This window comes from Desulforamulus hydrothermalis Lam5 = DSM 18033 (assembly GCF_000315365.1).
Lineage (GTDB): Bacteria > Bacillota > Desulfotomaculia > Desulfotomaculales > Desulfotomaculaceae > Desulfotomaculum > Desulfotomaculum hydrothermale.
The window spans coordinates 455972-475908 of the sequence record NZ_CAOS01000003.1 but is presented as its reverse complement, the minus strand read 5'-3'; the positions used below and the strand labels follow the sequence as shown (position 1 = coordinate 475908).

Below are 19937 nucleotides of genomic sequence, written 5' to 3'. Positions count from 1 at the left end.
TGCAGGGGGTATTTTAGATGAAGTTAGCAGGCATTATAAACAAAGAAACCATCCAACTTTCCCTTGCTGTATCAAACAAACAAGAATGTATTGCCAAAATGGTTGAACAGATGGTTAAAACAGGTGCGGTAACCAACCAAGAAGACTATATCCAAACGGTTTTGGAACGTGAGCAAAAGGGAACCACCGGAGTAGGTTTTGGTGTAGCCATTCCCCATGGTAAATCCGCCGGCGTTGTCAGACCTGCTTTGGGTTTTGCTAAACTGGCCCAGCCGGTAGATTGGCAATCTTTAGACGGCCAGCCGGTATCCCTGGTATTTTTAATCGCCGTTCCGGCGGCGCAGGCAGGCAATGAGCACCTACAGATATTGGCTGCTATTGCCAGACAGCTTATGCACCAAGAATTTCGCAACCGGCTCTATGAAGCAAAGTCTCCGGAAGAAGTTATGCAGGCATTAGAAACCATTTAATGGAGGTTTATATCGTGGTAAAGAAGGAAGTAACGATTATCAATGAAACCGGTTTACATGCCCGTCCGGCCCAACTTTTCACTCAAAAAGCCAGTGAATTTCAGTCCTCAATTAAAGTAATAAAAGAGGACGGAGCGGCAGGAGATGCTAAAAGCATTCTGGGCATGATGAGTCTTGGTCTTACCAAAGGAACAAAGATAACCATTGAGGCCAATGGTGAAGATGAGGCGCAGGCAGTAGCTGCATTGGTGGAACTGGTGGAACAAGGATTTGGTGAAGTCTGATGACAGGAATAACTATCAGGGGCACCGGTGTTTCAGAAGGAATACGTTTAGGCAGAGTGCTTCTTTACAAATCACAAAATTATCAAGATATACCCAGCCGTACAAACATATCTGCAGATGAAGTTGAGCATGAGATTGAACGGTTAAAAGCAGCCAGAGAAAAAGCATACCAGGAACTGCAAGAGCTAATTGAGCGTGCCAGAAATGAGTTGGGTAAGGATAAAGCCGCTATCTTAATGGCGCAACAGGCTTTCTTGAATGATCCGGCCTTTTGTCCAGCCATGGAAAAAGTTGTGCGCGAACAAAACTTTAGTGCAGAAAAAGGCGTAACAGAAATAGTTGAGCGATATGCTAAGTTGTTTGAGGGCATGAATGACCAATACCTGCGAGAAAGGGCGGCTGACGTCAGAGACCTGGGAAAAAGGCTTATTTTTTGCCTGCAGGGCAAGAGGGGCGTGCAATTAGCAGAGATTAAAGAAGAAGTAATATTGGTGGCAGATGACTTGGCCCCTTCGGATACTGTTCAATTAAACAAAAAATATATTTTGGGTTTTGTTACCCGCGTCGGCGGCAAAACATCTCATACTGCTATCCTGGCCCGCTCCCTTGGTATTCCTGCTATTGTAGGTCTTGGCGAAGCCATTGAACAAATTCATCACAATGATTTTCTTGTTATCGACGGCGGTACCGGTGAGTGTATTATAAACCCAGATTCCTCCCTTGTTAAACAATACCAAGAAAAGAAAGAAAAAGAAGAACAGGCCCTGCGTCAGCTGGCGGCCTTTGCCTTCCAACCGGCCGTTACAATGGATGGCTTTCAGGTAGAAATTGCCGCCAATATTGGCACTCCCACGGAAGCAAAATTGGCCTTGGAACAGGGGGCTGAAGGGATCGGGCTTTACCGCACAGAATTTCTTTTTATGAATGAAACCCAGATGCCATCGGAAGAAAAACAATTCGCCGCTTATAAACAAGTTGTTGCTGTTATGGGCAAACGGCCGGTTATTATTCGCACCCTGGATATAGGGGGAGATAAAGAACTGCCCTACCTTTCTCTGCCCAAGGAAATGAATCCTTTTCTTGGCTACCGTGCCATTCGTCTGTGCTTGGATCAGCGGGAATTAATGGTTACCCAACTGCGAGCTATCCTGCGCGCCAGTGCCTTTGGCCAAGTGAAAATAATGTTCCCCATGATAGCCAGCCTGGAAGAATGGAGGCAAGCCAAGTTAATCCTGGAAGAAGTCAAAATATCTTTAACTAAAGAGGGAGTGGACTTTGACCCGTCCATTGAAGTAGGAATTATGGTTGAAGTACCTTCAACAGCTATTTTAGCCGCGCAGTTTGCCAAAGAGGTTGATTTCTTCAGTATCGGCACCAATGATCTGGTGCAATATACCCTCGCCGTTGATCGTATGAATGAAAAGGTAAGTTACTTGTATGACCACCTTCACCCGGCTGTTATCAGCCTTGTTAAAAATGTAATTGACGCATCCCATCGGGCCGGGAAGTGGACCGGAATGTGCGGGGGCATGGCCGGGGATCCTTTGGCAGCTCCTCTGCTCATCGGATTGGGCCTGGATGAATGGAGTATGGTAGCAGGTTCTATTAAAAAAGTTAAACAAGTTATTTCAAGGGTTACCCGTCAGGAATGCCAGGAGCTGCTGCATGATGTGATGCAACTTGCAACCACAGATGAGGTCCGCAAAAAATTGGAGCAGTTTCATAAAATAAAAAACCTGTTGTAATGCAAAGGATTTTGTTTTTGCAAGTGGGGAGAGCAGATGCTCTCTTTTTTTATACTTACTGTTTTTAACGCTGCAATGATAACCTAAAGTTGACGGATATAATGACACACCGAAACTTAAAATCACATAGCAATTTTATGGACAGCCAATCGGACAACTTCCTTATCAATCAGTTTCTTTTTCATCTGGCAAGTGTGCAGAAAATTAAGAATATAGTTCGTGTACTGTATTCTTGAGGGCGACCTGTTGAAATTGCTGTTTTTCAATGTTATAATCAATTTCAAATTTAAGAGATACATTGAAGTATCAAGTCAAAAGGCGAAGGTGCTGGTGAACAACCAGTGCCTTATTTTTTTGGGAAAAACCTTCCTATATATACATTGATGTAAGTGTGGCGTTGGGGCTGCCGGAGACCGTGCTCGGTTTCTGGTGGCCCTTTTCTTTTAAAACAAGAAGAAAGAAAAGGAGGAAGTCTTATGAGACAGATTGCGATCTATGGTAAAGGTGGTATTGGAAAGTCAACAACTACCCAGAATACGGTGGCCGCCCTGGCAGAGGCCGGTAAAAAAATCATGGTGGTGGGCTGTGACCCTAAAGCTGACTCAACTCGGCTGCTTTTACACGGTTTAAACCAAAAGACGGTATTGGATACCCTAAGGGACGAGGGGGAAGACATTGAACTGGAGGACATCATGCGGCAGGGCTATGGCGGCACCCTATGTGTGGAATCTGGCGGCCCGGAACCAGGCGTCGGCTGCGCTGGTCGGGGCATCATCACTTCCATTAACCTGCTGGAGTCCCTGGGGGCTTATACTCCCGACCTGGATTACGTCTTTTACGATGTCCTGGGGGACGTAGTGTGCGGCGGTTTTGCCATGCCCATCCGGGAAGGTAAGGCCCAGGAAATCTATATTGTGGCCTCCGGTGAAATGATGGCCTTATACGCCGCCAACAACATTTCCAAGGGCATTCAAAAATACGCCCATTCCGGCGGTGTTCGCCTGGGCGGCATTATCTGTAACAGCCGTCGGGTCGACAATGAATTAGAATTGTTGACGGCCTTTGCCAAGGAACTTGGTTCCCAGTTAATTCATTTTGTACCAAGGGACAATATGGTTCAGCGGGCGGAAATTAACAGGAAAACCGTTATTGATTATGACCCTGTACACCCCCAGGCCGACGAGTACCGAACCCTGGCCAGGAACATCGATAACAATGACATGTTTGTAATTCCTAAGCCCATGAGCCAGGACCGCCTGGAAGAATTGTTAATGACCTACGGCATTCTGGATTAAGCTGCCCTTACCGCTTTTAAGGATTACGAGAAATCTTAGTGAGGAGTTGATACTTATGTTTATGATTAGAGCCATTGTAAGACCCGAGAAAACCAATTTTATCTTAGCCGAGTTAAACAACGCCGGGTTTCCGGCGATCACCAAGATGGATGTGGTGGGCCGGGGTAAACAGAGGGGGGTTAAAGTAGGGGAAGTTGTTTATGATGAAATTCCAAAAGAATTACTGATGCTGGTGGTACAGGATGAAAAGGATAAGGATGATGTTATCAATATCATTGCTAAATATGCCAAAACTGGCGAAAAAGGCGCCTTTGGTGACGGGAAAATCTTTGTCAGTTCAGTGGAAGAAGCTTACACCATCAGCAGCGGCACCAAGGGCCTGTAGGAGGGTACCGGTATGAAAGAAATCATTGCCGTTATCCGGATGAATAAAGTAAATACCACCAAAAAAGCACTGGCAGACATTGGCATCTGCGGCATGCACGCCATGAAGGTGATGGGCCGGGGTAAGATGCAGGTGGACTTTTCCATCATTAATGAATTGGGGACTAAAGAAGAAATCGGCGGCCTGCTGGCTGAAGGCCTGGCCCAGGGGGCTCGGCTGATTCCCAAGCGGATGCTAACTATTTTGGTGCAGGATGGGGACGTCGAAAAAGTTGTTAACACCATCATCAAAGTCAATAAAGAAGGCCATAACGGAGACGGCAAAATCTTTGTTGCGCCGGTGCTGGATGCCCTGCGGATCAGGACTGGGGAACAGGGAGAAGCTGCCGTCTAACAGGTGATATTTAAAAGGAGGTGTAGCGGATGGCGATTAACCAAAAAGTGTTGGAGGAAATGTTGAACCAATACCCCTCCAAGGTAAAAAGAAATCGCAAAAAGCACATAATTATCAAGGACTCAGCCCTGGCCCGCCAGGAGATTGAGGCCAACACCAGAACCATTCCCGGTATTATTACTAACCGTGGCTGTGCCTTTGCCGGTTGCAAAGGGGTTGTTTTGGGACCGTTAAAGGATGTCATTCATATTGTACACGGTCCCATCGGCTGTGCCTTTTATACCTGGGGTGCCCGGCGCAATAAGGCCAAATCCGAAGATCCCACCAAAAATTTTATCAACTACTGTGTATCCACCGATATGCAGGAAAGTGATATCGTGTTTGGCGGTGAGAAGAAACTGGCCCGCATGATTGATGAAGTGATGGAGATTTTTAAGCCCAATGCCATTACTATTTCCGCCACCTGCCCGGTAGGATTAATCGGGGATGACCTGCAGGCAGTAGCCAAAGCAGCCCAGGAAAAACACGGCATTCCTATTCTGGCCTTCAACTGTGAAGGTTACAAAGGTGTCAGTCAATCCGCCGGGCACCACATTGCCAATAACGGCCTAATGGAGGGGGTAATCGGCCAGGGGGATTGGGAAGAGGCTCCCGGCAAGTACCCAATTAATATCCTGGGCGAATACAACATTGGCGGCGACAGCTGGGAAGTAGAAAGAATTCTTAAGGAAATTGGCTATACGGTGATCGCGGTGATGACCGGGGACGGTTCCTACGAAGAACTGAAAAATGCCCACGTCGCTGAACTGAATCTGGTGCAATGCCACCGTTCCATTAACTATATTGCCGATATGCTGGAAACCAAATACGGCACACCATGGCTGAAGGTGAACTTTATCGGTGTTCAGGACACCATTGATTCACTTAGAAATATGGCCCTATATTTTGGCGACCCGGCCTTAATTCAGAAAACCGAAGAGGTCATTGCACGGGAACTGGCCCGGGTGGAACCGATCCTGGGGCAATATAAGAAAATTTGCCAGGGGAAAACCGCCTTCTGCTTTGTGGGAGGTTCCCGGGGACACCATTACCAGGGACTGTATGCCGAGTTGGGCATTGAGACGGTTCTGGCGGGTTACGAGTTTGCCCACCGGGATGATTACGAAGGCCGGGATGTTATCCCTGAGATCAAACTGGACGCCGACACCAAAAATATTCCGGATCTTCATGTAACTCCGGACGAGCGAAGATTCCGGCTGAAGATTTCCCCGGAACGGATGGAAGAGTTGAAGAAAAAAATTCCATTAAGTAATTACAAGGGTATGAATATCGAGATGAAAGACGGCAGTATTATCGTGGATGACCTGAACCACTTTGAGACGGAAGAATTTATCAGGCTGTTGAAACCTGACATTTTTTCCTCCGGCATTAAAGATAAATATGTGGTGCAAAAAATGGGTATTCCGTCCAAGCAGCTTCACTCCTATGATTACAGCGGCCCCTATGCCGGTTTTAACGGTGCCGTCAATTTTGCCAGGGATATTGCGATGGCTTTTACCTCGCCCACTTGGAATTTCATTACTCCGCCCTGGAAGAATGAACCCCTACTGGAAGGAATCATTGCGGAAGGAGGATGCTCAAAATGTTAGACTGCACTCCAAAGGAAATTAAAGAACGTACCGGGGGCGCCATCAACCCGGCCAAGACCTGCCAGCCCATCGGTGCCATGTACGCCGCCCTAGGCATCCACAAATGCCTGCCCCACAGCCATGGGTCCCAGGGTTGCTGCTCCTATCACCGGATGCATTTAACCAGGCATTTTCGGGATCCTATTATGGCGTCCACCAGTTCCTTTACCGAAGGGGCATCGGTCTTCGGCGGCGGGGCCAACTTGAAAACAGCCATTAAAAACGTATTTGCTATCTACAATCCGGATATTATGGCGGTGCATACTACCTGTTTGTCCGAGACTATCGGCGATGACCTGCCCACCATAATCCGTACAGCTGAGATTCCCGAAGAGAAGGTGGTAATTCATGCCAATACCCCCAGTTATCAGGGGTCTCATGTAACCGGTTTTTCCAACATGACCAAAGGTATGGTTAACTATCTGTCGGAAGCTACCTTGGAAACCAAAAAAAATCAGGCGAATATCATTCCCGGCTTTGTAAATCCAGGGGATATGAGGGAAATTAAAAGGATTATAAATACCATGGGAATTAAATTCATCATGTTTCCGGATACCTCCGGGGTGGTGGATTCCCCTATGACCGGGGAGTATGTCATGTATCCCCGGGGCGGCACCCGGTTGGCAGACCTGAAAGACACGGGGAATTCCAAAGTGACCATCGCCCTGGGCAGTTACGCTTCCGCCGATGCAGCTAACCAGTTGGAAAGAAAGTGTCAAGTGCCCGCCATTGTTTTAAAGACACCCATCGGCATCAAGGCCACCGACCAGTTGTTGATGACCCTGCGCAGCCGGTTTGCCGTGGAAATACCCTACGAGCTGGAAGAGGAGCGGGGCCAACTGGTAGATATCATGACCGACACCCATTTTCACTTCCACGGTAAGAAAGTAGCCATCTTTGGAGATCCTGATATCGTGCTGGCCATAACTGAATTTGTCTTAAGCCTGGGGATGAAGCCCATTTATGTATTAACTGGCACACCCGGTACTGCCGGAGCCATTGGCTCAACCCTGGGCAACTTTGAAGATGATGTGCGGGAACTGTTAGAAGAAGCGAATATCGAAGGAAGAGTCAAGGCCGGCGGAGACCTCTTTGAACTGCACCAGTGGATTAAGAACGAAAAGGTTGATCTTTTAATCGGTAACACCTATGGCAAGTATATTGCCAGGGCGGAAGACCTTCCCTTTGTACGCCTGGGCTTCCCTATCCTGGACAGAAGTGTCCATTCCCACCTGCCGGTGGTGGGTTACAAAGGTGCAATTAGGTTGATTGAAATGATCAGCAACGCCTTACTGGACAGGGCAGACCGGGATGCCAGCGACGAAGATTTTGAATTGGTCATGTAAATTGAAAGGGGTGATGGATGTGCCTGAGCCCGTATTATGGGACACTGTGCTTGAGGAAAGAAAAGCTTCCATTATCACCAAGGGAAAGCAAAAAAAACATTTAAAATGTGATATCGACAGTGTGGCAGGCTGTGTGAGCCAGCGGGCTTGTGTATATTGCGGGGCCAGGGTTGTATTAAACCCGGTTACCGATGCCATCCATCTGGTTCACGGTCCTATTGGTTGTGCCAGTTATACATGGGATATCCGAGGTAGCCTGAGTAGTGGATCGGAGTTATACCGCAACAGTTTTTCCACCGACTTGCAAGAACAGGACGTAATTTTCGGCGGAGAAAATAAACTGGCCCGGGCCATAGATGAACTGGTGGCAAAATACTCTGCCAAAGTGGTGTTTGTTTATGCCACTTGTATTGTGGGGGTAATTGGAGACGATCTGGAGGCCGTTTGCAAGGCCGCAGCAAAAAAACATAACATTGAGGTGATTCCCGTTCAATCCAGCGGCTTTGCCGGAAACAAAGCCGCTGGTTACCGGGCTGCCTGCGACGCCCTGCTTCGATTGATTCAACCGGGCGAATTATCTAGCGCTCCCCGGGTCAATACCATCAATTACCTGGGGGATTTTAACCTGGCCGGTGAGGTCTGGATCATTAAAAACTACCTGCAGCAGGTCGGTATTGAAGTGAATGTTGCCTTTACCGGGGATTCCAATTACAAGGCATTGAAAAATGCTACCAGGGCATCCCTCAATGTGATCCAGTGCGCAGGTTCCATGATTTACCTGGCCCAACGAATGAAAGAACTGTACCAAATCCCTTACCTCAACATCTCATTTTTGGGTTTAGAGGATACTGCGACATCCTTGAGAAAAATAGCAGCCCACTTTGGGGATGAGAGTATCATGGCCCGGGTGGAGGAGCTGATTGAAAGGGAAACGACTAAAGTAAAGCCGGTCCTGGACTGGTACCGCCAAAGACTGCAGGGAAAAAAAGCGGCCATTTACGTGGGGGGAGGGTTCAAGGCCATCTCTCTCATAAAACAGTTTCGGGAAATCGGCATTGATGTGGTAATGATCGGCACCCAGACCGGGCGCAAGGAAGAATATCAAACTATCAACGATTTAGTGGATGAGGGGACTGTTATTCTGGATGACGCCAACCCTTCGGAGTTGGAGAAATTTATGTTGGAAAAGGGAGCCCACCTGTTGGTGGGAGGCGTTAAAGAAAGACCTCTGGCCTACAAGCTGGGTATCGCGTTTATTGATCACAATCATGACCGGAAGCATCCTTTGAGCGGTTTTGTGGGAGCGGTAAATTTGGCCAAAGAGGTCTATAGCACCCTTTGCTCACCGGTCTGGCAATACGTGTAAGGAGGGTAGGTCCTTGGAAAGAGAAAAAAGTCTTGCAAATTGCTGCAATGTTAATGAAAACCCCTGTAACATGTGCATGCCCATGGGAGGAATTCTTGCCTTAAAGGGATTGGAGCAGGCTATGGTTATTATCCATGGTTCCCAGGGTTGCGCCACCTACATGCGCCGGCATATGGCCGAGCATTTCAACGAGCCCGTAGATGTGGCATCTTCTTCCCTGAATGAAAAGGGTACCATTTACGGGGGAGAAAAAAATTTAAAGCAGGGGCTGGATAATGTCATTAAGGCCTACCGGCCGGGTGTGGTCGGCATCCTAACAACTTGTCTGGCCGAAACTATTGGCGAAGATATAGACCGGATCAGCCAGGTGTACCTGAAGGAAAGGGGATGCAATGATTTACCGGTGGTGACCGTAAACAGCCCCGGGTACGGTGGCACCCATACCGAGGGGTACTGGTTGACCCTGAGAAGAATTGTGACCAAATTGGCCCGGAAAACCGAAACCCATTCCAAAATAAACGTTATTATACCCAATATTAGCCCCGCGGATATTCGGGAAATCAAGAGAATTCTGCAGCTGATGCAGGTGGAGTATGTCCTGCTGCCCGATTTTTCCGATACCCTGGACCGCCCCTATCAAAGACATTACCGAAAAATACCTGAAGGTGGCACCAAACTGGCAGATATTGTTGCCATGGGCGGCGCTGCCGCCACCATTCAGTTTGGCCTGACGGTGGACGACAGTATGTCGCCGGGGAAATATCTGGAAAGTGAATTCGGAGTACCCCTGTATAATCTTCCGCTGCCAATGGGAGTGGAAAATACTGATTTGTTTATTAACCTGTTAATAAAACTTACCGGAAACCATCTGCCTTCTGCCATTGAGCAGGAGCGGGGGAGACTTCTGGATTGTATGATTGACTCTCATAAATACAATGCCCAGGGAAGCAGTGTCATCTTCGGTGAGCCGGAAAACGTCTACGGGGTGGTGAAAATCTGCCTGGAAAACGGGATTTACCCTGTAGTGGTGGCCACTGGCAGTAAAAACCATAATCTTAAGCAATTATTGGATGATTTACTGGTTAACTCTCCGGTGCGGTGTACTGTTATAACCGAAGCAGATTTCACCACCATTCGCCAAAAAAGCAGGGGAAGGGCCAATATCGCCATCGGTTCCTCGGATGGCAGGTACCTTACTGAGAAGGAGGGTATCCCCCTCGTCCGGTACGGTTTTCCCATTCACGACAGAACAGGTGGGCAGCGCCTGCTATCGGTGGGCTATGCGGGTACCACCATGTTCCTTGATCGGGTGACCAACACCCTGCTGGAATATAAACATAAACATTACCGGAGGTCCATGTATCAAATGTTTTATCAAGGGGAGCAAGAAGGACAGGAATTCTCCGCAGAAAGTTGTGGTGAGCATTATGTCATGTTTATGCCGTCAGACGTCAAACAGTAATCAATCAACCAATCATTGGGAGCAAACCCGCAGGCACCCATGCTATTCCATGGAAGCCCATTACAAGTATGCCCGTATGCACCTGCCGGTGGCGCCCAAATGCAATATCGCCTGCAACTATTGCAACCGCAAGTATGATTGTGTCAATGAAAGCAGGCCCGGTGTAACCAGTGAAGTACTGACACCAGAATCAGCAGAACAAAAATTTATTGTGGTTAAGGAGAAAATACCTAACCTCAGTGTGGTAGGCATTGCCGGACCCGGGGATGCTCTAGCCAACTGGGAAAATACCTGTGAGGCCATTGAACGGATTAAACAATCCAACCCGGAAATGATCTTTTGTCTGTCCACCAACGGTTTGCTGCTTCCCCACTATGCTCCGGAAATTGTTGAGTTGGGTATCAAACATGTAACAGTGACCATGAATACCCTTAACCCGGATACCGGAGCTAAAATATACCGGCATGTTCATTACCAAGGGAAAAAATATGAAGGCACCGCGGGAGCCGGTATATTACTGGAAAATCAACTAACCGGTATCCAATATCTAGCCCATCAGAGTGTTCTGGTGAAAGTGAACATTGTGATGATTAAAGATATCAACGACAGTGAGATTCCCGCTGTGGTTAAGAAAGCCAAGCAACTGGGAGCTTTTATGACCAACATTATGCCCCTGATTCCAGCGGAGGGCAGTGTTTTTGCCAACCTTCCCCCCACCAGTATAAAAGAACTGAATCAAATGAGGGATAGATGCCAGATTGATTTACATCAAATGCGCCATTGCAAGCAGTGCCGCGCCGATGCCGTCGGCATGTTGAGTGAAGATCGGTCACAGGAGTTTTATGCTGGTGTGGATTCGCTGATTAAACAGAACCATTCAGTGGCCATGTAACCGGACAATGTCTGTTATGGCGTGTAAGCCCCGAAGACGTGGAAGAGATTATGGATGAGCACATTGAAGAGGGCAAAGTGATTAAGCGATTGGAACTATAGACATCAACTAACTCCTGGAGAAAGGGGGAGATTCTGATGCCTAAAGAAATAGCTGTATACATGGGTGATAATGGAGAGACCACCAGTCTTTATCAAAATGGCAAAGTTTTGGTTTATCAGAGAAATCAGGGCTGTTGGCGAGTATCCAGGGAAAGAGATTTTTCTCTGGGAGACAATTTTAATATCAAGGCTTTACGCGAAATCATGGATGAACTGATTGAATTCCTAGGCCATTGTAAAACCTTTGTAGGTCTTTCCATAACTGGTATTCCGTACTTTGTACTGGAGAAATCCGGCTGCAGTATCTGGGAATTTGAGGGGAACCCGTTGGATTTTCTTGATTATATTCTGGCCAAAGAAGAAGAAGAGCAAAGGGAAAACAGCCAGCAGAACAGTACTATCCTGCCAACACCTGTAGAGACCTTCAGCGGTTGTTATCGTATCTCCATCAAAGAAATTCAAGAAAAGAATTTAGGTGTTAGCTCCAAACAAGTCCTATTGCCTTTTATCCGGCAGGGGAAGTTTTATTCCCTGGAAATTCTCTGTAACCACGTCCCCCCATGGCTGGAAAACGAGATTTTGCTGAACCAGCTGGAGAGCAGGACGGAAGTTATCACTCGAAACGAGGTAAAGTTAGTGATGACGAAAAAGTGTTGTGATTAGTAAAAGTATTTTCCAAAGGAGTGGCTCAGATGGAACCGGTGTACTTTGTTGATACCACCCTAAGAGACGGGGAACAGTCACCCGGCGTTGCCTTTACTGTAGCGGAAAAAGTCCACATAGCTTACTTACTAAGCCAAGTAGGGGTTTATGAGATTGAGGCAGGGATTCCGGTAATGGGCAAGTTGGAAATGGATGCTATTTATCAAATTTTATCACTAAATTTAAAGGCCAGGGTGACCACCTGGAACCGAGCCACTCTAAAAGATGTGAAAGCTTCGTTGGAATGTGGCGCCCGCAACCTGCATATTTCCGCTCCGGTTTCTGACATTCATATAAAATATAAGTTGAACCGCAGCCGGGACTGGGTATTGGATAATGTGAGAAAGGTTGTAAGTTATGCCAGAGCAGCCGGCTGCACCGTAACCATTGGCGCAGAGGATGCTTCCCGGGCGGCTATGCAATTTCTCATTACATTTGCCATGCTGGCTCGGGAAGAAGGGGCCAGTCGCCTGCGTTTTGCCGATACCCTGGGTGTGCTGGATCCTTTCACCACGAGGGAAAAGGTAGCACATATTATTCAGGAGACAGGAATAGAAGTAGAAATGCACGCCCATAACGATTTTGGGATGGCCACCGCCAATGCCCTGGCGGCCCAACTGGCCGGAGCCAAATATCTCAGTACCACAATTTTGGGACTGGGAGAAAGGGCCGGCAATACTTCTTATGCAGAGATAGTGAAGGTTTTGCAGCAGGTTAAGGGTCTTAAAATAAATGTTAATGAACAGATTCTTCAAGAATTGATTCAGTATGTAGCGGCAGCTACCAACAGATATTTTCCCCCCGGATATTTTAAAAAAACAAACCTTTTTGTCGTGCCCCATGCGGGTGCGTGGCGCGAGATTTTATAGAATTTTTATAAACATTTTATTCCCGGTTATAGTTTTTTTACAATGGCCTCATCAAACAAAGGAAGTCATGTAAATGGGTTTTGAAGCTTCTTTATGACATTATTACAACCGGTAGCAGGATCAAATCCCACATCAGAAAACACGAGCGGCTCAAGGGCAACCTGGTTCCCGCCAAAATAAACATTCATAAAGGCTTGGAAATTAATACAGCCTCTGGCAAGGTTTACGTCAACGGCCGTGAAGTGCAGATGACTGCCAGGGAATATGAATTGTTAGTTTTTCTTGCCTCTAACCCCGGCATTGTTTTTTCAAAGGAACATATTCTCACCCGTATTTGGGGTGAAGATTACTACGGCGATACGGCAACCGCGGCTGGGCACATCCAAAAATAAGGAAAAAGACAGAAAAAAACCCGTCCGGCTCGGAGTTTATTGAAACCTTCCGGGGAACGGGATATCCCTTTAACAAGTAACCCCCATAAGCGACAGGGAGAGTTTTATAAAAAATAGGACGAGCACGTAACGATCTACCTTGCACTATCATGAATGGATTATTACCCAGCTATGATCTTTCGACCATAACCAAGCAGTTCACCACCCATGATAATGGTTCGTTCGACCATACAGGATACCTGTACAGCTATATGCAACCTCTCGGCTGCATATAACCGTTAGATCCTTTTCAGGAACCTGCGGCACCCTGTATGATCTTCGCTCGACCACATACGATAGGTTGGGATCACGCTGCAATCATACAATTTATGATTACGACTGCAACGAAACCTTTCCCCACCGTATATGATCTTCCCTCCGGCTACATATGAGCCGTGGTGACCCACATGTAACCTTCGGCCGATTCATATATACCCCTGGTCAGAGCATATATGAATCTGGGCTCGACCGTTACGTACCCGTTGAGTATAGAATGTACCAAAAATCATAGTTGTATACATGGTATTAAAAAATTTTAAAATTTATGTTTTAAAACGAGCGAAAAAATTGTTAATACAAAATATAAATAAAATCCAGCCATAGAAAAGGAGTTAAAGAAACCAGGTTGAATAAAATAAACATATGTTTGGTATAGTTAAATTTTTTATCGGGGTGCATATTGTGGAACTGCTGGAGAAACTTAATATACTGTCGGCCGCAGCTAAATATGATGTTTCCTGTTCATCCAGCGGCAGCAGGCGTCAAAATTCCAGAGGGGGCCTGGGCAATGCGGCTGAAAGCGGTATTTGCCACAGCTGGGCGGATGACGGAAGGTGCATCTCTTTATTAAAAATTCTGCTTACCAACTATTGTATTTACGACTGTGCTTATTGCATTAACCGGGTAAGCAATGATATTCCCAGGGCTTGCTTTACGCCGGATGAAGTGGTGGATATAACGATTAATTTTTACCGGCGCAATTACATTGAAGGTTTATTTTTGAGCTCAGCCATATGGAAAAATCCCAATCATACTATGGAACTTATGGTACAGGTAGTCAAACGGCTGAGAAAGGAATGGAAATTTAACGGATATATTCATCTAAAGGCTATTCCCGGGGCTGATTGGCAGCTGATTGCAGAGGCAGGAACCCTGGTGGACAGAATGAGTGTCAATATTGAACTGCCTTCCAGTGAAAGCTTGAAGCTGCTGGCGCCCCAAAAAAGGAGAGAAAGTATTTTACAACCTATGAGTTTAATTGGTTCGCACATTCTTGCCAACAGGGAGGAAAGACAGCGATTTCGTAAAACGCCTGCCTTTGTTCCGGCAGGGCAAAGTACCCAGCTGATTGTGGGAGCCACTGCGGATTCAGACCTAAGTATAATAAAATTATCCGAAACCCTCTATAGCAAATTTAATTTAAAAAGGGTTTACTATGCCGCTTTTGTCCCGGTGTCCAGCAATCCCAAACTACCCAGCATATCAACACCGCCACTGGAGAGAGAGCACCGGCTTTACCAGGCCGACTGGCTGCTACGATATTATGGCTTTAAAGCACAAGAACTGCTAACCGAGGCCCGCCCTAATTTCAAACTGGAATTAGATCCCAAATCAGATTGGGCACTGCGCAACTTGCATCTTTTTCCGGTTGAGGTTAATCAGGCTGATTACCGTCATTTGCTCCGGGTGCCTGGTATTGGCGTTAAGTCAGCACAAAAAATTATTGCTGCCCGTCGTTTTCATTCCCTGACGTATGAAGATTTACATAAAATCGGTGTTGTATTGAAACGAGCACGTTATTTTATTACTTGCCGTGGTCAGTATTTTGGTCAAGTTCCTTTTCGGGAAGATGCAATCATACAAAAGCTGGTCGGCAAACCAAAGAAGACAACTTCCTGGACACAACTTTCCCTGTTCGCTGAATCAACCGGGGAAGACAGGTATTCTACAATTACAGGAGAACTGTAAATGATCTACTATCTTTACGACGGTACATTTGAAGGACTTCTGACAGCTGTTTATGAGGCCTATTACCGGCGTGAAAAACCGTCCTATATTATAACTAAGGATCAATACGAAGCAAACCTGTTCAGCCGGCCGGTAACAATTATTTCAGATTATGAAAAGTTCTACAAGGTTTACCGGGCTATTGAAGAAAAAATCTCCCCCCAGGCCCTCCGGCAAGTATATTATGTTTTTCTTTCTGATCTCAAGGATGCTGCTACCTTAATATATCATTACCTGCAGCTGGGGTGGCAGGTGGGGGCGGATGTAGACAGTCATTTGTTCCGGGAACCGGTGCGCAAGATGCTTGCCGTTTACCGGCAAGTGTGTCAAGAGAGACATCGCCTGCTGGGTTTGCTGCGCTTTCGTTTGTTGGCAGAAGATATCTACCTTGCTTCCTGTGAACCGGATCACAATATTGTAAGTCTGCTGGCACCTCATTTTGCCCGGCGGATGGCAGACCAAAACTGGATAATACATGACCAAAAAAGAAGTTTGGCGGCTGTTTACAACAGGCGGGAATGGTTTATTGCGTCCTTAAATTTTTCTGAACAGCCTGTCTATGGGGCGGACGAAGAGATGTACCAACAGCTGTGGAAGCAATATTTTGCCGGCACGGCCATTGCGGACAGGCAAAACCTGCGTCTCCAACGACAATTTATGCCTGTTCGCTATTGGAAGCACCTTATTGAGAAAAACTAGTCAGAGGGAACCACAGCAAAAAAGTCCGCCCGCAAAGGGCAGACTTTTTTATTACTGATTATCCCGGTCAATATGAAAATGATTATGATGAATCTTAATTCTATGTTTAATCCCGCATTCCGGGCAGGACAGAACTTCACCGTCTTTAAACCTGACCTCGCCAATATGCTTGTTGCAGCAGATAACCTCAATACCGATAAGGGATCCGTCACTTTTCTGATTAACCCTGTAACCTGAGCTGGCCTTTTGCGTTTCCATGCTTATCATCCCCCTTGTGGTTACTTTATTACATCTTCTTCGCGTTTGCCAAAAATCCTGCCGTCCCTTGGATGCTTAATTGAGTTTTGGTCATAAATTTGAAAAATATACATAAATATGGCAATTTATTATATAATTCTTAGAGATTAAGCTTTTATTTATTCTTTTTTATTCTTACTTAAAAAAATTATTATTCAGTCAGACGAAAAACAATAACCTCTAATGTTAGGGATAATTTGTAATTTATCCAGCATTTTGAGCCTTGATTATTAATCAAATCTGGGTATACTTAAGTAGTGTCGCAAGTTTAAAAACCTTTTAAAACTGTCAAAGTACAGCGGGTAGTCGCTGTTCCGTTCAACGGGGCAGAGGAAAGTCGAGACACGCACACTTTGCTGCAGTTTTCGGCCGTCAGGCCGGTTAATTACAGCGAGTGTAAAATGGTGCCCGGCGCAAGCCGGGGCAGGGCGACCTGACGACGGTGAAAACAACTCTCTGAGTTGCAAGTAACTGTAAAGTGCCACAGAAACCATGTCACCGGGCGACCGGTGAGTGCAAGGGTAAACTCCACCAGCGTGCAACCCAAATAGGCAGGGGCGTTAGTCACCTGCGGGTAGGGGCACCTCGCTCAGGCGGGGAAGGAGAGTATTCTCCTTAGATAGATGACTACTAAAACAGAATCTCGCTTACGGCTGTATCTTTGACAATTATAATTATAAAAAAGGTTAAAAAAATAAAATTTATACTTGCGCACCTCAACAAACCGTGCTATAATAACAAACGTCGGGACGAGGTCGCGAACTTAAAACGTGGGGGCATAGCTCAGCTGGGAGAGCGCTTGAATGGCATTCAAGAGGTCAGCGGTTCGATCCCGCTTGTCTCCACCACTCAAAAAGCTCCGGTTATCGGAGCTTTTTGCTGTTACACCACCTCATTTTTTGTTGCTTTGTTGCTCTTGTCAGTCAGCCTGTTATCTGGTATTATTACTTCACAGAAATTAATTATTAAGCTTGGCAATCCTGCTTTGTGCGTTGCTTGTTGATTTTAAACCCACAGTGTTTTTGAGGGAGTTGGTCTTAGATTGCGTATACCAGGCCGCATAATTGGCGGAAGGTAGAAACAATTTAGCGGCGCCCACCTGCGAGAAGCGGGTATTAAAAACACCGAGCGAACGGCTAAGTGGAAACATGTATAAAATCCTCAGAGTTGCTCTGAGGATTTTATTTATGTGCCGGTTATGAAAAATTATATGCTAAAGCGGCAATGAAAAGACAGTATAATAATCCGTTGTAGGCCAGTGTTCGGGGTTTGATTTGACCGGTGGATTTAAGACGATACCATATAAAACCGGCTGCCGCAACTGACAACAAGGCACTGGTTAAAGCCGGCGGGGATAATTGCCAAGGTGTAAGGGCAATTCCCATGGCAGGTATAACGGTACTTTGAAAAACCATGGCACCGGTTATATTGCCCAAGGCCAAGGTGTCTTTGCCTTGACGAATCCAGATCAGGCTGTTTACTTTTTCAGGTAATTCTGTAGCAATCGGTGATATGACAAAGGCTAAAATAAAAGCGGAAACTCCTAAAAGTGCAGCCAGTTTTTCTATAACATTAACAAATAAATGGGCGCCGTAAACTATGCCGGCTAATCCCGCGGCTACTTGCAGTAAAACTAAAAATAGTGAAGGATCAGCCTTGGCACGAGCAAAAAATAATGGGTTAATTTCACTGTCGGGTTCTGTATCGCCAGAGCATTTCAACGTTTTGATAACATAAATCACATATATGGCCAGCAATAATGGAGGTATGAAGTATTTAAGGTCAGAGGGCAAAAAAGCAGTTATAATGACCAACCCATAGGCGCCTAAAAAGAATTGCAAATCCCTGGTCATAACTAACCTGTTGCAGTGCATGATCCGGCGCCGGGAGCCGTGCCGCTTCCATAGTAAACCGGCTACCCCTGCAATAGCCAGGGCCAGGGTAGATAAAACAAAAGGCGCCCCCAAAATAGCACCGATACCAATATCAATGGCATTTTGGCCGGTGGCAGATAAAATAGCTATAATAGGAATGACGGACTCCGGCAGGGCGGTGCCGACGGCGGCCAGAATACTGCCTACAGTACCTTCATTTAAATGTAATTTTTTGCCCAACCATTCAACACCGTTTGTAAACAGCTCGGCACTGACCAGGATAATACCTAACCCAAACAAAAGCAGCAAGACGTTTGTCAATGTTAAAACCTCCGGATTATTTAATAACAATAAACAAAACAATTCTTGCTTATTATTTTTTTTCCTTCAGTTGCCGGAAAAATAGTGCAATATACAAATAATGAAAGTTAAGGAGAGAGGTATATGATTTTAGTGAGCGCCTGTTTGGCCGGCATTTATTGCCGATATAACGGAGGTAATAACCAGGTGCCGGTGATAGTAGATCTGGTAGAGAAGGGGCTGGCAATTCCTGTTTGTCCGGAGATATTGGGTGGCTTGCCGACACCCCGTGAACCGGTGGATATTATGCAAGGAACCGGCTGTGATGTGCTGGCGGGCCGAACCAAATTGCTTACGGAAAGCGGCAAAGACGTTACAACTGAGTTTTTGCTAGGTGCGGATAAAGTTTTGCAAATCGCCCTGCAGCACCGGGTGAAGTTTGCTGTTTTAAAGGAACGCAGTCCTTCTTGTGGCAGTTCAATGATCTATAACCGAGAGCCGGGATATCAGGAAGTCCGTCGCAAGCCGGTGCCGGGTATGGGTGTTACCACCGCTCTGTTGGCAAAAAACAACATAACAGTTTTTTCAGAGGAACAGTTAACAGAAAAATTATTAAAAGAGATAACTGGGTAAAAATAATAATCAATATAAAGATGATAGCTCTCCTGGTTGGGGGAATAATAGCAGTAAGCATCCCTGGAAGGAGAGATGAAACTATGGTTTCCGGTAATGATAAAAAATTACAGCGAGAAATTCAGGCCTTGATAGACAAAACCAACGGTTTGAAGGATTATGGCATTAAAGTGCAGGTGCAAGAAGGAGAAGTGCACCTTATGGGGCTGGTGGATACACTGCATGAAAGAAGGCAGCTGCACGAGCTGGTTTCCCGGGTACCAGGCATACGAAGCATTGAAAACGGTGTTGCCATCAGCACTGACGGGCAGATAAACGACGGCGAAGTCACTGCGGAAGTATATGAAGAATTAAAGAACAACCGGGTTAATTTAAAAAATATCGGTGCCGAGAGTATAGGGGGGACGGTATACCTGCGAGGCCGTGCGGCCAGCCAGGCAGAAATTCAAAATGCCATGGAAGCAGCTTCCCGAGCCCGTGGGGTAAGGGATGTTATCAGTCAGGTGTCTCTAAGTGCCGGGCCGGATGCAGGTGATTTAACCCTGCGGGATTTGTTTCACAGCCAGGTTAATAATGACCGGGAGGATCCTAATTTTAAGGACGGGCTGTACGAATAATTTTTAAGAGAGAGCTGGCCGGCTCTCTTTTAATTTTTTAGTCTTGAAATTGTTATTAAATGATATAATTATTTAGTAGCA

General features: G+C 46.2%; 19 protein-coding genes, 1 tRNA gene, 2 other RNA genes and 1 pseudogene. 21 read left to right on the top strand and 2 right to left on the bottom strand.

Translation table 11 applies throughout. The features are described from left to right. Positions 1-17 precede the first annotated feature (17 nt). From DESHY_RS03300 to DESHY_RS03225, 16 genes and pseudogenes are all read left to right on the top strand, one after another. On the top strand, positions 18-470 hold the full coding sequence (locus DESHY_RS03300) for a PTS sugar transporter subunit IIA (protein ID WP_008410407.1): 453 nt from the start codon (positions 18-20) through the stop codon (positions 468-470). Between the two features lie 14 nt (positions 471-484). Then, a complete protein-coding gene (locus tag DESHY_RS03295; protein WP_048817828.1) occupies positions 485-754 on the top strand; it encodes an HPr family phosphocarrier protein in 270 nt (89 codons plus the stop codon). Next, on the top strand, positions 754-2499 hold the full coding sequence (gene ptsP, locus DESHY_RS03290) for a phosphoenolpyruvate--protein phosphotransferase (RefSeq protein WP_008410404.1): 1746 nt from the start codon (positions 754-756) through the stop codon (positions 2497-2499). Before DESHY_RS03295 ends, ptsP begins: the two co-directional genes overlap by 1 nt. 476 nt (positions 2500-2975) lie before the next feature. Continuing rightward, positions 2976-3794, top strand: a complete 819-nt coding sequence (gene nifH, locus DESHY_RS03285) for a nitrogenase iron protein (RefSeq protein WP_008410403.1) — start codon at positions 2976-2978, stop codon at positions 3792-3794. Positions 3795-3849: 55 nt separating this feature from the next. Next, on the top strand, positions 3850-4179 hold the full coding sequence (locus DESHY_RS03280; RefSeq protein ID WP_008410402.1) for a P-II family nitrogen regulator: 330 nt from the start codon (positions 3850-3852) through the stop codon (positions 4177-4179). A 12-nt stretch (positions 4180-4191) separates the two neighbouring features. Continuing rightward, the gene (locus DESHY_RS03275) at positions 4192-4572 is read left to right on the top strand and encodes a P-II family nitrogen regulator (protein ID WP_008410400.1); all 381 of its coding nucleotides are present in this window, start codon (positions 4192-4194) and stop codon (positions 4570-4572) included. A gap of 29 nt (positions 4573-4601) precedes the next feature. Further along, positions 4602-6221 carry a nitrogenase molybdenum-iron protein alpha chain gene (gene nifD, locus DESHY_RS03270; RefSeq protein WP_008410399.1) on the top strand — a complete coding sequence of 540 codons (1620 nt, stop codon included), beginning with the start codon at positions 4602-4604 and terminating at the stop codon, positions 6219-6221. Continuing rightward, on the top strand, positions 6215-7606 hold the full coding sequence (gene nifK, locus DESHY_RS03265) for a nitrogenase molybdenum-iron protein subunit beta (RefSeq protein ID WP_048817827.1): 1392 nt from the start codon (positions 6215-6217) through the stop codon (positions 7604-7606). Before nifD ends, nifK begins: the two co-directional genes overlap by 7 nt. Before the next feature lie 13 nt (positions 7607-7619). Then, positions 7620-8972 (top strand): nitrogenase iron-molybdenum cofactor biosynthesis protein NifE, encoded by a 1353-nt coding sequence (gene nifE / locus DESHY_RS03260; protein ID WP_174269694.1) that lies wholly within the window; start codon positions 7620-7622, stop codon positions 8970-8972. Positions 8973-8985: 13 nt separating this feature from the next. After that, a complete protein-coding gene (locus DESHY_RS03255; RefSeq protein WP_008410394.1) occupies positions 8986-10434 on the top strand; it encodes a nitrogenase component 1 in 1449 nt (482 codons plus the stop codon). Further along, positions 10400-11326 carry a nitrogenase cofactor biosynthesis protein NifB gene (nifB, locus tag DESHY_RS03250; protein WP_072866198.1) on the top strand — a complete coding sequence of 309 codons (927 nt, stop codon included), beginning with the start codon at positions 10400-10402 and terminating at the stop codon, positions 11324-11326. Before DESHY_RS03255 ends, nifB begins: the two co-directional genes overlap by 35 nt. A gap of 137 nt (positions 11327-11463) precedes the next feature. Then, positions 11464-12090, top strand: a complete 627-nt coding sequence (locus DESHY_RS03245) for a Fe-only nitrogenase accessory AnfO family protein (protein WP_008410388.1) — start codon at positions 11464-11466, stop codon at positions 12088-12090. 29 nt (positions 12091-12119) lie between these two features. Beyond that, positions 12120-12998 carry a beta/alpha barrel domain-containing protein gene (locus DESHY_RS03240; protein WP_008410385.1) on the top strand — a complete coding sequence of 293 codons (879 nt, stop codon included), beginning with the start codon at positions 12120-12122 and terminating at the stop codon, positions 12996-12998. A gap of 113 nt (positions 12999-13111) precedes the next feature. Continuing rightward, positions 13112-13470 (top strand): annotated as a pseudogene (locus DESHY_RS03235) (winged helix-turn-helix domain-containing protein); the annotation flags it as partial. Between the two features lie 640 nt (positions 13471-14110). Then, a complete protein-coding gene (locus DESHY_RS03230) occupies positions 14111-15397 on the top strand; it encodes a putative DNA modification/repair radical SAM protein (protein ID WP_048817826.1) in 1287 nt (428 codons plus the stop codon). Further along, the gene (locus DESHY_RS03225) at positions 15398-16135 is read left to right on the top strand and encodes a TIGR03915 family putative DNA repair protein (protein WP_008410380.1); all 738 of its coding nucleotides are present in this window, start codon (positions 15398-15400) and stop codon (positions 16133-16135) included. Positions 16136-16186: 51 nt separating this feature from the next. On the opposite strand, the gene DESHY_RS03220 is transcribed toward DESHY_RS03225, so the two are convergent. Continuing rightward, a complete protein-coding gene (locus DESHY_RS03220) occupies positions 16187-16393 on the bottom strand; it encodes a hypothetical protein (protein WP_008410379.1) in 207 nt (68 codons plus the stop codon). 333 nt (positions 16394-16726) lie between these two features. Between DESHY_RS03220 and rnpB the strand changes: the two genes are divergently transcribed. From rnpB to ssrS, 3 genes are all read left to right on the top strand, one after another. Further along, an RNA gene (gene rnpB, locus DESHY_RS13480) (RNase P RNA component class B) lies at positions 16727-17087 on the top strand. A gap of 117 nt (positions 17088-17204) precedes the next feature. Next, positions 17205-17280: transfer RNA gene (locus DESHY_RS03215), tRNA-Ala, on the top strand. 126 nt (positions 17281-17406) lie between these two features. Then, a non-coding RNA gene (ssrS, locus tag DESHY_RS13475) (6S RNA) lies at positions 17407-17583 on the top strand. A 45-nt stretch (positions 17584-17628) separates the two neighbouring features. Here the strand turns inward: ssrS and DESHY_RS03210 are convergent. Continuing rightward, the gene (locus DESHY_RS03210) at positions 17629-18627 is read right to left on the bottom strand and encodes a sodium:calcium antiporter (protein ID WP_008410377.1); all 999 of its coding nucleotides are present in this window, start codon (positions 18625-18627) and stop codon (positions 17629-17631) included. A 123-nt stretch (positions 18628-18750) separates the two neighbouring features. Between DESHY_RS03210 and DESHY_RS03205 the strand changes: the two genes are divergently transcribed. Next, positions 18751-19239, top strand: a complete 489-nt coding sequence (locus DESHY_RS03205) for a 2-thiouracil desulfurase family protein (protein ID WP_008410376.1) — start codon at positions 18751-18753, stop codon at positions 19237-19239. Between the two features lie 83 nt (positions 19240-19322). Then, positions 19323-19856 carry a BON domain-containing protein gene (locus DESHY_RS03200; RefSeq protein WP_008410375.1) on the top strand — a complete coding sequence of 178 codons (534 nt, stop codon included), beginning with the start codon at positions 19323-19325 and terminating at the stop codon, positions 19854-19856. Positions 19857-19937 lie beyond the last annotated feature (81 nt).

Bases quoted from the DNA above. Each gene is read 5' to 3' on its own strand.
- DESHY_RS03300 (WP_008410407.1), top strand. From the start codon at position 18: ATGAAGTTAGCAGGCATTATAAACAAAGAAACCATCCAACTTTCCCTT.
- ptsP (WP_008410404.1), top strand. From the start codon at position 754: ATGACAGGAATAACTATCAGGGGCACCGGTGTTTCAGAAGGAATACGT.
- nifH (WP_008410403.1), top strand. From the start codon at position 2,976: ATGAGACAGATTGCGATCTATGGTAAAGGTGGTATTGGAAAGTCAACA.
- DESHY_RS03280 (WP_008410402.1), top strand. From the start codon at position 3,850: ATGTTTATGATTAGAGCCATTGTAAGACCCGAGAAAACCAATTTTATC.
- DESHY_RS03275 (WP_008410400.1), top strand. From the start codon at position 4,192: ATGAAAGAAATCATTGCCGTTATCCGGATGAATAAAGTAAATACCACC.
- nifD (WP_008410399.1), top strand. From the start codon at position 4,602: ATGGCGATTAACCAAAAAGTGTTGGAGGAAATGTTGAACCAATACCCC.
- nifK (WP_048817827.1), top strand. From the start codon at position 6,215: ATGTTAGACTGCACTCCAAAGGAAATTAAAGAACGTACCGGGGGCGCC.
- nifE (WP_174269694.1), top strand. From the start codon at position 7,620: ATGGATGTGCCTGAGCCCGTATTATGGGACACTGTGCTTGAGGAAAGA.
- nifB (WP_072866198.1), top strand. From the start codon at position 10,400: ATGTCATGTTTATGCCGTCAGACGTCAAACAGTAATCAATCAACCAAT.
- DESHY_RS03245 (WP_008410388.1), top strand. From the start codon at position 11,464: ATGCCTAAAGAAATAGCTGTATACATGGGTGATAATGGAGAGACCACC.
- DESHY_RS03240 (WP_008410385.1), top strand. From the start codon at position 12,120: ATGGAACCGGTGTACTTTGTTGATACCACCCTAAGAGACGGGGAACAG.
- DESHY_RS03225 (WP_008410380.1), top strand. From the start codon at position 15,398: ATGATCTACTATCTTTACGACGGTACATTTGAAGGACTTCTGACAGCT.
- DESHY_RS03220 (WP_008410379.1), bottom strand. From the start codon at position 16,393: ATGGAAACGCAAAAGGCCAGCTCAGGTTACAGGGTTAATCAGAAAAGT.
- DESHY_RS03205 (WP_008410376.1), top strand. From the start codon at position 18,751: ATGATTTTAGTGAGCGCCTGTTTGGCCGGCATTTATTGCCGATATAAC.
- DESHY_RS03200 (WP_008410375.1), top strand. From the start codon at position 19,323: ATGGTTTCCGGTAATGATAAAAAATTACAGCGAGAAATTCAGGCCTTG.